We start from the raw sequence: 12,433 nt of genomic DNA on the forward strand, positions 1-12,433 counted from the left end.
AGTACCAGCGGTGCCACACCCACACTCACTGGATACGCGTGCATTTCAGTGGGACCGGCTTCAGCCGGGAAGAGGCCAGCATGAACGCCATCAGATTTCCGGCGTAACGAAGGGCGCTTTCCCGGCTAAAGCCGGTCCCACGGTAAAGCGCGGACAAGTGCTGTGCCGTCAGGGCTTTGCAAGGGCCGGCAAATCCCCCGTCAGGCCCAACGCCTGGCGCACGAACAACGCCTTGGCTTCTGACGAATGATCGACCATCTTCAGCCCGGCGTTGCGCAACAGGCGAATCGGCAGCGCGTCGGCCTGGAACAGTCGTTCAAAGCCCTCCATCGCCGCCATCAACGTCAGGTTATGCGGCATGCGCCGACGCTCGTAACGGCTCAACACACGCTCATCGGCCAGACGCTCCCCGCGCTCGGACGCATCGCCCAGCACTTCGGCCAGCACCGCTGCGTCGAGAAAGCCCAGGTTGACGCCCTGCCCCGCCAATGGATGGATGGTGTGAGCAGCATCGCCGATCAGTGCAAGGCCGGGCGCCACATAGCGCTTGGCGTGGCGCTGACGCAGCGGGACGCAAAGCCGCGCATCGGCAGAAATTACCTGCCCCAGACAACCTTCAAAGGCGCTTTCCAGTTCACGGCAAAAGCGTTCGTCGTCGAGCTTCATCAAGCGCTCGGATTGCTCCGGCGTCACCGACCAGACAATGGAGCACCAATGCTCACCCTCTCGATCCAGCGGCAAAAAGGCCAGCGGGCCGTCGTCAGTGAAACGTTGCCACGCGGTTTTACGATGGGAATCCGCCGTGCGCACGCTCGTCACAATGGCGTGATGCAGGTAGTCCCACTCCCGCGTCGCGGTGCCGGTCATGCGTCGCACGGTCGAGTTGGCGCCATCGGCCGCGACCACCAGTGGCGCACGCAAGGTGCGGCCGTCGGAGAGCGTCAGGAGCCAGTCATCACCGGAGTGACGCATCTGCTCCAGACGCACATCCGTCAACAAACCGATCTGACTGTCGTGCAGACGTTCGACCAACGCATCCTGCACCACGCGGTTTTCGACGATGTGCCCGAGCACTTCAGCATGAACACTGGAGGCCGAGAAATGCACCTTGCCCGTGCCGCTGCCATCCCAGACGTGCATGTCACTGTAGGGGCTGACCCGCCGGGCAACGATGCCGTCCCAGACGCCGATCCGCTCGAGAATGCGCTGACTGGCGATAGACAGCGCACTGACCCGCGCTTCAAATGGCGCGTCGGCCACGAACGGCTTGACCGTCAGCGGCCCGCCGTCCACCACGAGGATGTTAAGCCCGCTGTCTCGCAGCGCCAGCGCGAGCGCACTTCCCACCATTCCGGCCCCGACAATCAGCAGATCTGCGCGCGTTTCCATGCTTTAAATCGTTCTCGGTTGTGGCGAAGGCCACGAATGAATGGAGTGTTCAGACATCGCTTCTCGTCCCCAGGCCCATGGCCTGACGGGCGAACCAGCTCTTGGCCGAAGGCAGCAGATCCAGGCCCAGGAGGCCCAGATTACGGCCGGCAGTCATAAGGGACTGCTGACTGCTGAACAGCCGGGTGGCTTGATCGGAAAAGCCAACGGTCAAATTTTGATCAACCCGCTGGCGATCACGGTAAGCCTGCAACGTCGACAGTTCGCCCAGCGGCGCTTCACTGGCGAGCAGCGCTTCGGCCAGGGAAGCGGCATCGCGCAGCGACAGGTTGAAGCCCTGCCCGGCAATCGGGTGAAGGCTGTGTGCGGCGTTTCCGAGCACCACCAGATGCGAGCGGATCTGTTCTTGTGCCTCGATCAGCGCCAGCGGATAGCTGTAGCGCGCACCCACTTGTTTCAGCGCACCCAACCGGTATCCAAAGACACCCTGCAACTCGGCCAGAAAGCTTCGGTCGTCCAGCGCCATCAGCCGTTGAACGTCATCGCCGGCGCGCGTCCAGACCAGTGCGCAACGGTTATCCGGAAGCGGCAGCAACGCCATGGGGCCATTTTCGGTAAACCGCTCGAAGGCCTGACCACCGTGGGCATCGCCCGGCGTGATGTTGGCGATCAGCGCGCTCTGGTCATACGGGGTGTGCCGCACGGCAATGCCCAACTGCTCGCGCAGGCTGGAACGGCCGCCATCGGCCAGCACCGCCAGGTCGCATGTGAGCTGAGTTTCGTCATTGAGCGTGAGTTGGTAGCCATCGGACAGCGCCTGCATATGTGTGACCTCGGCCGGCACCCGCCAACTGATCACGTCCTTGTCCAGCGCCTGCCACAGGCATTGGCCCAGCCAGGCGTTTTCAACCACATAACCCAGAGCCGGAACGCCTTCCTCCATCGAAGACAGATGCGCTGCGCCAAACCGGCCTTTGTCGGAAACGTGAATGTTGAGGATCGGCTCGGCGCGGCGGCTGATCTGCTGCCACAGGCCCAGGCGCTCGTAGATCTGCCGCGCGCCGAAAGACAGCGCTGAAGAGCGCGCGTCGTAGCTGGGCTGATAGGTGTCGCCGGGCGCAAACTGCTCGATCAGCACAATTTTCCAGCCCCGCGCTTTCGCCCCGGCTTGCAGGGCGAGGGCCAGGCTTGCGCCGACCAGCCCGCCACCAACGATGGCCAGATTGAAGCGGCTCATGCGGCTTGGGTTCGTGCTGCGGCCATCAGGGCCTCGATCTCGGCAACGGTTTTTGGCACGTCGCCCGTCAGAATTTCACAGCCTTTTTTGGTCACCACGACGTCATCCTCGATTCGCACACCAATGCCGCGCCACTTTTTGGCAACGTTCTGATTGTCCGGGGACACATAAATACCGGGCTCGACCGTCAGCGCCATCCCGGCCTCCAGCACACGCCACTCGCCACCGACCTTGTATTCGCCGACATCGTGCACGTCCATGCCCAGCCAGTGTCCGGCGCGGTGCATGTAAAAAGCTTTGTACGCTTCGGCGGCAATCAGTTCATCCACCGCGCCTCGCAACAGCCCTAGCTCAACCAGCCCTTCGGTGATGACCCGAACCGTAGCCTCGTGGGCCTGGTTCCAGTGATTGCCGGGTTTGATCGCCGCAAACGCCGCTTCCTGGGATTTGAGTACCACTTCGTAAATCGCTTTTTGTTCAGCGGAGAATTTCCCGCTCACTGGAAACGTGCGAGTGATATCGCTGGCGTAGCAGTCGATCTCGCAACCGGCATCAATCAGCACCAGGTCGCCGTCTTTGAGCGGCGCGTCGTTCTCTTGGTAATGCAGGATGCAGGCGTTGCGCCCCGAAGCGACGATCGAGCCATAGGCCGGCATCTTCGCGCCACCCTTGCGGAATTCGTAATCAAGCTCCGCCTCAAGGCTGAACTCGTACAGCCCGGCGCGACTGGCCTGCATCGCCCGCACGTGGGCACGGGCCGAGATCTGCGCAGCCTCGCGCATGACCTTCACTTCGGCCGCCGATTTATACAGGCGCATGTCGTGCAGCAGGTGATCCAGCGCAACGAATTCTTTCGGCGGCTGCGCGCCCAGATGCGCCTTGGAGCGGATGACGTTAATCCACTCCATCACATGCCGGTCGAACTCGGGATTGCTGCCCATGGACGAATACACCCGATCGCGACCCTCGATGAGGCCGGGCAGGATGTCGTCGATGTCGGTGATCGGGAAGGCATCGTCGGCGCCGTACTCGCGCATCGCACCGTCCTGACCTGCGCGCAGGCCGTCCCACAACTCGCGCTCGGGATTGCGCTCGCGACAGAACAGGACGTACTCGCCGTACTCGCGCCCAGGGATCAGCACGATCACCGCTTCAGGTTCGGGGAAGCCACTCAGGTACTGAAAGTCGCTGTCCTGGCGGTACACATGTTCAACGTCCCGGTTTCGAATCGCCACCGCCGCCGCCGGCAGAATGGCGATGCTGTTGGGCTCCATCTGCTCCATCAACGCCTTGCGGCGGCGGGCATATTCGGCTTTCGGGATATGAATCATGGGCAAGTGCGGTTCTCCAGGAGGTGCGCTTCGGCCACCGCCGCACAGGGGCGGCATGGCCGAAGCGTCGATGACGCGCTATCAGTGCAAAGACGGTTTGGCTTCGTCTTCAGCTTCGGTTTTCTGATTGAACTCGGTGAACAACAGCAACGGCGCGACGCGCAGGTACTCCATGACTTCCATGTAGTCGCTCTCGCCGTCTTCGGACTCGTCCAGCGCGTCATGAACCTGAGCGATGGCGGCCAGGTCTTGCAGCACGTCCCTGGCATCATCGCTCAGTGACTGACCACCCACCCGGGCAAAGCCGCTGAGGAAACCCTGGCACCACTGGGCCATGGCGGCGGTACGAGCAGCGAGAGGCTCGTCATCGCCAGGCAATAGCAGCACGACGGTCATGTCGTCGCCGGTCAGTTCGGTTTTGACCATTGCCTGCAGGCCGATCAGGGCTTGGCGCACTTTGTCGTCAGGCTCTGTTTCGAGCAGCAGGTGGGCGTCGGCCAGCCAGTCGTCTGCATCGAAGCCTGCGCCGGCGCAACTGCGGCCCAGCAAAAGGCCGTGCAATTCGGCAGGAGATACATGATGACCACTGCTGGCGAGCAGGGTGGCGAAGCCGTTGTACGGGGAATTCTGAATAGGCATGGGCAACTAGGCGCCAGGCGGCGCAATGTCTAGAATGAAGGCCTTGTATCGTAGCACCGGCAGACGCGCCCAAGCTATCAGGCGATGCCCGGGGCGAATCCAGACGCCAGCGCCTGCACCACTCATCTGAAAGTATTCAGTGGAAAACAATGGAAGACAACGACCTGCAAGCGCTGATGGCTCGACTGGAGTTATTGATCAATCGTGTCGAGCAACTAAAAAGTCAAAACGGACTCCTATTAGCTCAGGAAAAATCCTGGCGCGAGGAACGCGCTCAACTCATTGAAAAAAACGAAATCGCCCGGCAAAAGGTCGAGTCCATGATTTCGCGCCTCAAGGCCCTGGAGCAAGACTCATGAGTAATGGCAACAGCATCACCGTGCAAATCCTCGACAAAGAATATTCGATCATCTGCCCGCAAGAGGAGCGCACCAATCTGGTCAGCGCCGCGCGTTATCTGGACGGCAAAATGCGCGAGATCCGCAGCAGCGGCAAAGTCATCGGCGCCGACCGTATTGCGGTGATGGCCGCACTGAACATTACCCATGACCTTCTGCACAAACAGGAACTGCCACCCGCAAAGGCCCAGGTCAATGGTGCCAACAGCGAGCAAGTTCGCGATTTGCTGGACCGCGTAGACCTGGTCCTTGCCACGGATTCGGATAAAGCACAAGGCTGATTGTTCGGACATGATTGGGTATACTTGCGACCGCTCCCTGGAGTGCTTGCCAGTCGGTCATGTCCCTGAGCCGATACGCACAACCACGGGGGTTGCACGTTGGGGTTGGTGTGCATGTCCGCTCGACGGAAAGCCTTAAAACCTCCTGCAATCTCCACCTTGAACTTTCGGGTTCAAGGGCTACACCGACAGCGGTTCGTCGGGGAGTCTCGAACCTTCTACCCATCGCCAGGCGTCCCGTCTGGCGGTGGGCATCGTGAATCTGCCTGATTACACGACATCACTTTTCAAAGCCTCACGGACCCGCCAGCATGACCTCATCCGGCGCCGCTCCCCCCCAGATCCTTCAACCCTCTCTCGACCACAGTTGCGTCGGCTGCTTCGCCATAATCGTCGCGCGCTCAGCCCGGCAGAACAACGACAGGCGGCACGGGGCTTGTACTGTCAACTTGCGCAAAACCCACTCTTTCGCCGCGCCCGGCACGTTTCTCTCTACCTTCCGATGGACGGTGAGATCGACCCGCGCCTGCTAATTCGTGCCGCTCAAAAACGCGGCAAGACCACCTACCTGCCGGTGCTCAGTGCGTGGCCGCGAACAAAAATGGTGTTTCAGCGCGTGGGCCCAAAGGAGAAATTCAAACCCAACCGGTTCCGCATCCCGGAGCCACGTATCAATGCCAAGCGACAGCGCAAGATCTGGACGCTGGACCTGGTGCTGATGCCGCTCGTAGGCTTCGATCCGCAAGGGGGACGTCTTGGCATGGGTGGCGGCTTTTACGACCGCAGCCTGGCTTATCTCGCGCGTCGTAAAACCTGGCGCAAGCCGGTGCTGCTGGGACTGGCCCACGAGTGTCAGAAAGTCGGAAAGCTGGAGGTCGCCAGCTGGGATGTTCCGTTGGCGGGAACGGTGACGGATAAGCATTGGTACAAGGCGTGAAGAAGTGCTGCTGACCTTTGTAGGAGCGCGCTTGCCCGCGAAAATTCTCCCAGACGCCGAATATTTATCAGGCGATCCGGACTCATCGCCGGCAAGCGAATCCCTGAAATGAACGCGCGCTGCGAAGAAGCGGTTTAGCGGCGAGGCTGTGGCTGCTGTTGCTGAGTGATTTCAACCGGGGCGTCTGCCTTGGCGGCCCACAGACTTTGCGCGTAACCGGTGGTGACGATTCCCAAGCCGAACAAAATTGCCAAAACCCACAGTACATCCGGCTTGCGTCGCATTCATAGTCCCCTTTGTAACGAATCAGAATCTAAAATCGATAACGTTTAAACAGGCTGCCAGATCGTGCAGCCCTTAAAATCCCGGCATTCTGCGGCAACGTGACGCAACACGCAAATACTGACGCCAGCCGACTGTCGGGTTGTCATAAAAACGTAGGACAACTTTCCCAAGACCTGTTCAGGAGCCTTATAAATGGCCTATTGGCTGATGAAATCCGAGCCCGACGAGCTCTCGATCAGCGGGCTGAAAAAGCTCAGGCAGACGCGCTGGGACGGTGTCCGTAACTACCAGGCCCGCAACTTTCTGCGCGCGATGGCCGTGGGCGATCAGTTCTTTTTCTACCATTCCAGCTGCCCCGAACCCGGGATCGCGGGCATCGGAGAAATCGTCAAGGCCGCGTACCCCGATCCCACCGCGCTGGACGACAAAAGCCACTACTTCGACGCTAAAGCCACCGAGGAGAAAAATCCCTGGAGCGCGCTTGATGTGGCGTTTGTGGAGGTATTTCCAAAGGTGCTGGGGCTGGGCTTTCTGAAGCAACAACCTGCCCTGGAGCAGATGCCATTGGTGCAGAAAGGCAGCCGCTTGTCCGTCATGCCGGTGACGGACGAACAATGGGCAGCCGTGATGGGCCTGCGCTGAGTTCAGAAGGCCGCGTGTTACTGGGCGATAAAGTTGTTGAACAGCAGATCATCAACCACGGGTTTGCCGGTTTCCTGGGTCAGCACTTGCTGGGTCTGCTTCAGCGCTTCCTGACGCAGTTTTTCCTTGGCATCGACGTTGCCCATGCTGTCGACCGTTTGCTGAGTGAACAACGCCACCAGCTGATTGCGAATCAGCGGCTCGTTCTGCTTCACCAGTTTCTGCGCCTCGGCGCCGGTCACGCGCAAGGCGACGTCGGCCTTATAGACGTGCAGTTTCGGGCTGCCATCCAGTGAGTAGTTGCCCACGAACGGTGGCGTCAACGCCACGTAGGAAACCTTGTTCGGATCTTCTTTCTCGCCGCCCTCTTCGGCCAGCGCAACAACAGGCATCGACAACGCCATCAACATCAGAATCCACGCTTTCACAGTCCGCTCCTCAATCCGCTTCGCCGCATAGCTTACTTCAGCTTATGCACACCTATCAGGCCGGGGCATGCTTATTGACCCCACAACCTCGCTACCTGTACTTATCGGCCATCCCCGAAAAAGGAATAGCCCTCGATGAAAGCCGTGCTTTGCAAAGCCTTCGGTCCCGCTGCAGATCTGGTGCTGGAGGACATTCCAGGCCCGGAGCCGAAGAAGAACGAGATTCTTCTGGACGTGCACGCTGCCGGGGTCAACTTCCCGGACACGCTGATTATCGAAGGCAAATACCAGTTCAAGCCGCCTTTTCCGTTTTCGCCGGGAGGTGAGGCGTCGGGCGTCGTGACGGCTGTCGGTGAAAAGGTCAGCCATGTGCATGTCGGTGACCGGGTGATGGCGCTCACAGGCTGGGGCAGCTTCGCTGAACAGATCGCCGTGGCCGGTTACAACGTCCTGCCCATCCCCGAAACGATGGACTTCACTACCGCCGCCGCATTCAGCATGACCTACGGCACGTCCATGCACGCCCTCACACAGCGCGCCAATCTAAAGGTCGGCGAAACCCTCCTCGTCCTTGGCGCGTCGGGAGGCGTCGGCCTCGCTGCCGTCGAGATCGGCAAAGCCATGGGCGCTCGCGTCATTGCCGCCGCCAGCAGCGCAGAAAAGCTTGAGGTCGCCAAAAACGCAGGCGCCGACGAGTTGATCAACTACAGCGAAAGCAATCTGAAGGATGAAATCAAACGCCTCACCAACGGTAACGGCGTCGATGTGATCTACGACCCTGTGGGCGGCGATCTTTTCGATCAGGCCGTTCGCGGCATTGCCTGGAACGGTCGATTGCTGGTCGTCGGCTTCGCCAGTGGTCGCATTCCCGAACTGCCGGTCAATCTCGCGCTGTTGAAAGGTGCCTCGGTTGTGGGTGTGTTCTGGGGCTCATTTGCCCAACGCCAGCCCCAAGACAACGCGGCGAATTTCCAGCAACTGTTCACCTGGTTCAGCGAGGGCAAGTTGAAGCCGCTGGTGTCCAAGGTCTACCCGCTGGAGCAGGCGGGTGAAGCGATTGAATCGTTGGCGCAGCGTAAAGCGGTGGGCAAGGTGGTGGTGAGCGTCAGGTAGCGTGCATCGGGATCGACCCCGTTCTGAATAGAACGGGATGACTTTGCGGTGTTCCCGCACGCGGTCACAGCATCATCCTCACCTGCTCGGGCAGCACATCTTTATAACGCAGCTCAGCATTTGCGCCGCAGCGCTGAATGATGCCCGGAGCGGCCTCTGCCAGCGCATCCCCTAGCGCGAACCGCTGTTCATCGGGCAGCTTCCGGTAAGTGGCGACCCTCGCCAGCACTTTGAAGGTGTGCCGGAACACGCTCATGTCGATCTCCTCAAGACCGGATGAGTTTTGCTGGAAATCCTCCAACCGCTTGTTGAATTTGGTGCAGGTCAGGTGACGCAGGCTGCGGTGAAGCCAGGTGACAGGACTGTTGCCTTCCCGCGGGTGGACAAAATAATGCTCGTGGCGCAGGGAAACGACTGCCGGGCGGTTGTCACTCACCGCCCAGGGCTTCACTCGCCATGTGGGCGCAATGTTTACGACCGCGCGGGCCAACAGGGGATGGGAGCTTTCCAGCACCTCGGGCTCGGAAACGCGACCGTCATGGTGAGCCTTGATGTCGAACAAGACCCACCCGGATACGCCTGACTTCAAGAGTGAATACGGCCAGGCCGGCGCCCTGCGGTAGTCATACTCCACACTGCCCTCATCCGCGCTTGCCGCGATACAAAGCGCACACATCACGCACAGAACCCACCTGCTTATCACTGTCGTCACCCGCGCCCGCTCCATTCTGCCTTTGCCTGGGTGCAAAAGCCTGGCGCGCATTTTGTGCGTTGGTCTGCGCCTGCAACAGCTCATGACTTCCCAAGGCTGCGTAGGACCAGTCCCAAAATCAACACCTCGTTAAACAACCCGCGACGGCGGCTGATGTGTTCCGTATATTTCACGGCCGATACATACCGAACACACCTTCATTCGGTATCGACTCCAATACAAATTGCGGACCCCGTATTGATGACCGTCACTCTGATTTTGATCACGTTGTATGCGCTGTCGATCGCGATATTTTGCCTCGCCACCCAGCGCCTGCCGATCCTCTCCCGAGACGCGCTCCACCGCGTTTCGTCGCTGGACGGGCTGCGTGGCGTGCTCGCAACCGCAGTCATCGTTCATCACTTCATCGTCAGTTATTACTGGCACGTCAACGGGGTCTGGGAAACCACGGACAGCCGCGTGCTGAACAACATGGGCACGGTGCCGGTGTCGTTGTTTTTCATGATCACGGGTTACCTGTTTACCGCGAAGATCTACCGAAGCGAGCCGAAATGGCGGCAGATCCTGTCGTCACGGTTACGGCGGATCTTCCCGATGTACCTCTTCAGCGTGACGCTAATTACGGCCATCGCGCTGTACCAGTCAGCGGGAATCAGCGCGCCGATCATAGACACCATCAAGTCGCTCGGCCGATGGGTGATTTTAATTGGCAGCCCCATCAATGCTTTTCCAGACACCGTACGTATCAACGCTTCGGTGCAATGGACGCTGCTCTATGAAGCCGTCTTCTATCTGTCGCTGCCGGTGCTGTATTGCCTGCTTCGGCGCAAGCTCCCCGGCATGGCCGTCGTCGTCTCGCTGATTGTGCTGGCGTGCCTGTGGGGCGAATACCACCATCACTTTCACAACCGGTTCATCAAACTGTTTGCTGTCGGCATTGCGGTGGCGGTCTTTGAGGACCGGATGCGCCGGTGGCGAATCGACTTCACGGGCGTGCGCTGCACGTTGGTTGCAGTCGCGATACTGCTGATCAGCATGAAGCTCAAATCGTACTCGACGCTGCAAATGCTGATTCTGGGGGTTCCGTTTGCGCTGTTCGTACTCGGCAACAGCCTGCACGGGGTGCTGGAGATTCGCGGGTTAAAGATTCTGGGCGAAGCCAGCTTCAGCATTTACCTGCTGCACGGCATCGTCATATACAGCGTTTTCAGCTTGATGGGTGCGTATGACTTCGCCACACCGGATCCGCTTAGCTACGCACTGTACTTACCGCTGATCATCCTGCTGACCAGCAGTATCAGCGTCGCGACGTACTGGTGCATCGAGCATCCGTTCCTGCGCAAGGCACCCCCGAGCGCCAGAGCAACCCCCCGAACGCTTGAGATTCGGTAACGGGTCACCGATGCGCGCTGGCCGACGGCGAACTGAACACCTCGTTCGCCCGGCTGGCCATGCTGCACCGGTGAGCAACTTCTTCGGCGAACATCCCGCTAATGAACGCTTCTGCGAAAACGTCAATCACTGACTGCCTCCCGACATCCCCGATGCGATGTTCGCAAAGGAATTACCTTTAGCCAACGTTTACGGCTTTTTATCCGATGAGAAGCCTTCCTATTTTCTGTAATGAAAATGTAATATTCGGATCCGCATAACAAAAAAATAAATGGAGTGTCCCGATGTTTGCCTTTTTCCGTCCTGCCGCACATCAGGCTCCGCTGCCTGAGGAGCGTGTCGACTCCACCTATCGCCGCCTTCGCTGGCAGATTTTCGCCGGCATCTTCTTCGGCTACGCCGGCTACTATTTGCTGCGCAAGAATTTCTCGCTGGCCATGCCCTATCTGATCGATGAGGGATACAGCCGCGGTCAATTGGGGCTTGCGATCTCGGCGATTGCCATTGCGTACGGGCTGTCGAAATTCCTGATGGGGCTGGTGTCGGATCGCTCCAACCCGCGTTACTTCCTGCCATTCGGACTGTTGATTTCTGCGCTGGTGATGTTCGTGTTCGGATTCGCACCCTGGGCGACGTCCAGCGTGACCATCATGTTCATTCTGCTGTTCCTCAACGGCTGGGCCCAGGGCATGGGCTGGCCGCCGAGCGGACGCACGATGGTGCACTGGTGGTCGCAGAAGGAGCGTGGCGGTGTGGTGTCGGTGTGGAACGTAGCGCACAACGTCGGCGGCGGCTTGATCGGACCGCTGTTCCTGCTCGGACTCGGCTGGACCAACGACTGGCACGCCGCATTTTATGTGCCTGCGGCGGTTGCCCTGTTTGTTGCGCTGTTCGCCTTCGTCACCATGCGTGATACCCCGCAGTCCGTGGGTTTGCCGCCGGTCGAGGACTACAAGAACGACTACCCGGAAGGATATGACGCGAGCCACGAAGAGGAATTCACCGCCAAAGAGATCTTCGTAAAATACGTCCTGCGCAACAAAATGCTCTGGTACATCGCGCTGGCCAACGTGTTCGTCTATCTGCTGCGTTACGGCGTGCTGGACTGGGCGCCAACGTACTTGAAAGAAGCCAAGCACTTCGACGTCGACAAGACGTCCTGGGCGTACTTCTTTTACGAGTGGGCAGGCATTCCGGGCACGCTGCTGTGCGGCTGGATGTCCGACAAGATTTTCCGTGGCAACCGTGGCCTGACCGGCATTGTGTTCATGGCGATGGTGACCGTTGCGACGCTGGTGTACTGGCTCAATCCGCCAGGCAACCCCACCGTCGACATGATTGCTCTGGTCTCGATCGGTTTCCTGATCTACGGCCCGGTCATGCTGGTCGGCTTGCAGGCGCTTGAGCTGGCACCGAAGAAAGCAGCCGGCACCGCAGCAGGATTCACTGGCCTGTTCGGATACCTCGGTGGCTCGGTCGCGGCCAGCGCGCTGATGGGCTACACAGTCGACCACTTCGGCTGGGACGGCGGCTTCGTGCTGCTGGTGTCCGCTTGTATCCTCGCGATGGCGTTCCTGGTGCCGACGCTGCGGCATACGCGGGTGGCGAGTCAATCGCGAGAGGAAATGGCTTAGGTCTCAAACGAAAAA

General features: G+C 59.7%; 13 protein-coding genes and 1 other RNA gene. 8 read left to right on the plus strand and 6 right to left on the minus strand.

The annotated features are described in order from the left end of the window. Positions 1-168: 168 nt before the first annotated feature. The 4 genes from OKW98_RS00855 to OKW98_RS00870 all read right to left on the minus strand — a co-directional run bounded on the left by OKW98_RS00855 (position 169) and on the right by OKW98_RS00870 (position 4,596). Positions 169-1,389, minus strand: a complete 1,221-nt coding sequence (locus OKW98_RS00855) for a 2-octaprenyl-3-methyl-6-methoxy-1,4-benzoquinol hydroxylase (protein WP_265387592.1) — start codon at positions 1,387-1,389, stop codon at positions 169-171. A gap of 49 nt (positions 1,390-1,438) precedes the next feature. Next, positions 1,439-2,626, minus strand: coding sequence for a 2-octaprenyl-6-methoxyphenyl hydroxylase (gene ubiH, locus OKW98_RS00860; RefSeq protein ID WP_265387593.1), 1,188 nt, complete (start codon positions 2,624-2,626; stop codon positions 1,439-1,441). Then, complete coding sequence (gene pepP / locus OKW98_RS00865) at positions 2,623-3,957, minus strand: Xaa-Pro aminopeptidase (RefSeq protein ID WP_265389861.1); 1,335 nt, start codon at positions 3,955-3,957, stop codon at positions 2,623-2,625. The genes ubiH and pepP overlap by 4 nt, the downstream gene beginning before the upstream one ends. A gap of 81 nt (positions 3,958-4,038) precedes the next feature. Continuing rightward, a complete protein-coding gene (locus tag OKW98_RS00870; RefSeq protein WP_265387594.1) occupies positions 4,039-4,596 on the minus strand; it encodes a YecA family protein in 558 nt (185 codons plus the stop codon). Between the two features lie 149 nt (positions 4,597-4,745). On the opposite strand from OKW98_RS00870, the gene OKW98_RS00875 reads away from it, so the two are divergent. The 5 genes from OKW98_RS00875 to OKW98_RS00895 all read left to right on the plus strand — a co-directional run bounded on the left by OKW98_RS00875 (position 4,746) and on the right by OKW98_RS00895 (position 7,139). Continuing rightward, entirely contained in the window at positions 4,746-4,955 is a 210-nt protein-coding gene (locus OKW98_RS00875) for a TIGR02449 family protein (RefSeq protein WP_037016503.1), read from the plus strand. Beyond that, positions 4,952-5,275 carry a cell division protein ZapA gene (locus tag OKW98_RS00880; protein ID WP_133773717.1) on the plus strand — a complete coding sequence of 108 codons (324 nt, stop codon included), beginning with the start codon at positions 4,952-4,954 and terminating at the stop codon, positions 5,273-5,275. The genes OKW98_RS00875 and OKW98_RS00880 overlap by 4 nt, the downstream gene beginning before the upstream one ends. A gap of 31 nt (positions 5,276-5,306) precedes the next feature. Further along, positions 5,307-5,485: non-coding RNA, 6S RNA (ssrS, locus tag OKW98_RS00885), on the plus strand. A gap of 109 nt (positions 5,486-5,594) precedes the next feature. After that, positions 5,595-6,212, plus strand: a complete 618-nt coding sequence (locus tag OKW98_RS00890; protein ID WP_265389615.1) for a 5-formyltetrahydrofolate cyclo-ligase — start codon at positions 5,595-5,597, stop codon at positions 6,210-6,212. A 477-nt stretch (positions 6,213-6,689) separates the two neighbouring features. Continuing rightward, on the plus strand, positions 6,690-7,139 hold the full coding sequence (locus OKW98_RS00895) for an EVE domain-containing protein (RefSeq protein WP_265387595.1): 450 nt from the start codon (positions 6,690-6,692) through the stop codon (positions 7,137-7,139). 17 nt (positions 7,140-7,156) lie between these two features. Here the strand turns inward: OKW98_RS00895 and OKW98_RS00900 are convergent, their stop codons facing one another. Continuing rightward, positions 7,157-7,567, minus strand: coding sequence for a flagellar basal body-associated protein FliL (locus OKW98_RS00900; RefSeq protein WP_237250024.1), 411 nt, complete (start codon positions 7,565-7,567; stop codon positions 7,157-7,159). 135 nt (positions 7,568-7,702) lie between these two features. Here OKW98_RS00900 and OKW98_RS00905 point away from each other — a divergent pair, with 135 nt between their 5' ends. Next, entirely contained in the window at positions 7,703-8,680 is a 978-nt protein-coding gene (locus OKW98_RS00905; RefSeq protein WP_265387596.1) for an NADPH:quinone oxidoreductase family protein, read from the plus strand. A 64-nt stretch (positions 8,681-8,744) separates the two neighbouring features. Here OKW98_RS00905 and OKW98_RS00910 read toward each other — a convergent pair whose 3' ends face one another. Beyond that, on the minus strand, positions 8,745-9,242 hold the full coding sequence (locus OKW98_RS00910) for an energy transducer TonB (RefSeq protein WP_265387597.1): 498 nt from the start codon (positions 9,240-9,242) through the stop codon (positions 8,745-8,747). A 204-nt stretch (positions 9,243-9,446) separates the two neighbouring features. On the opposite strand from OKW98_RS00910, the gene OKW98_RS00915 reads away from it, so the two are divergent. Together OKW98_RS00915 and glpT are read left to right on the plus strand one after the other, a co-directional pair. After that, a complete protein-coding gene (locus tag OKW98_RS00915) occupies positions 9,447-10,784 on the plus strand; it encodes an acyltransferase family protein (RefSeq protein WP_265387598.1) in 1,338 nt (445 codons plus the stop codon). A 284-nt stretch (positions 10,785-11,068) separates the two neighbouring features. Continuing rightward, positions 11,069-12,418 carry a glycerol-3-phosphate transporter gene (gene glpT / locus OKW98_RS00920; RefSeq protein ID WP_265387599.1) on the plus strand — a complete coding sequence of 450 codons (1,350 nt, stop codon included), beginning with the start codon at positions 11,069-11,071 and terminating at the stop codon, positions 12,416-12,418. Positions 12,419-12,433 lie beyond the last annotated feature (15 nt).

The sequence above is a fragment of the Pseudomonas sp. KU26590 genome (assembly GCF_026153515.1).
Taxonomy (GTDB): domain Bacteria; phylum Pseudomonadota; class Gammaproteobacteria; order Pseudomonadales; family Pseudomonadaceae; genus Aquipseudomonas.

Bases quoted from the DNA above. Each gene is read 5' to 3' on its own strand.
- OKW98_RS00855 (WP_265387592.1), bottom strand. From the start codon at position 1,389: ATGGAAACGCGCGCAGATCTGCTGATTGTCGGGGCCGGAATGGTGGGA.
- ubiH (WP_265387593.1), bottom strand. From the start codon at position 2,626: ATGAGCCGCTTCAATCTGGCCATCGTTGGTGGCGGGCTGGTCGGCGCA.
- pepP (WP_265389861.1), bottom strand. From the start codon at position 3,957: ATGATTCATATCCCGAAAGCCGAATATGCCCGCCGCCGCAAGGCGTTG.
- OKW98_RS00870 (WP_265387594.1), bottom strand. From the start codon at position 4,596: ATGCCTATTCAGAATTCCCCGTACAACGGCTTCGCCACCCTGCTCGCC.
- OKW98_RS00875 (WP_037016503.1), top strand. From the start codon at position 4,746: ATGGAAGACAACGACCTGCAAGCGCTGATGGCTCGACTGGAGTTATTG.
- OKW98_RS00880 (WP_133773717.1), top strand. From the start codon at position 4,952: ATGAGTAATGGCAACAGCATCACCGTGCAAATCCTCGACAAAGAATAT.
- OKW98_RS00895 (WP_265387595.1), top strand. From the start codon at position 6,690: ATGGCCTATTGGCTGATGAAATCCGAGCCCGACGAGCTCTCGATCAGC.
- OKW98_RS00905 (WP_265387596.1), top strand. From the start codon at position 7,703: ATGAAAGCCGTGCTTTGCAAAGCCTTCGGTCCCGCTGCAGATCTGGTG.
- glpT (WP_265387599.1), top strand. From the start codon at position 11,069: ATGTTTGCCTTTTTCCGTCCTGCCGCACATCAGGCTCCGCTGCCTGAG.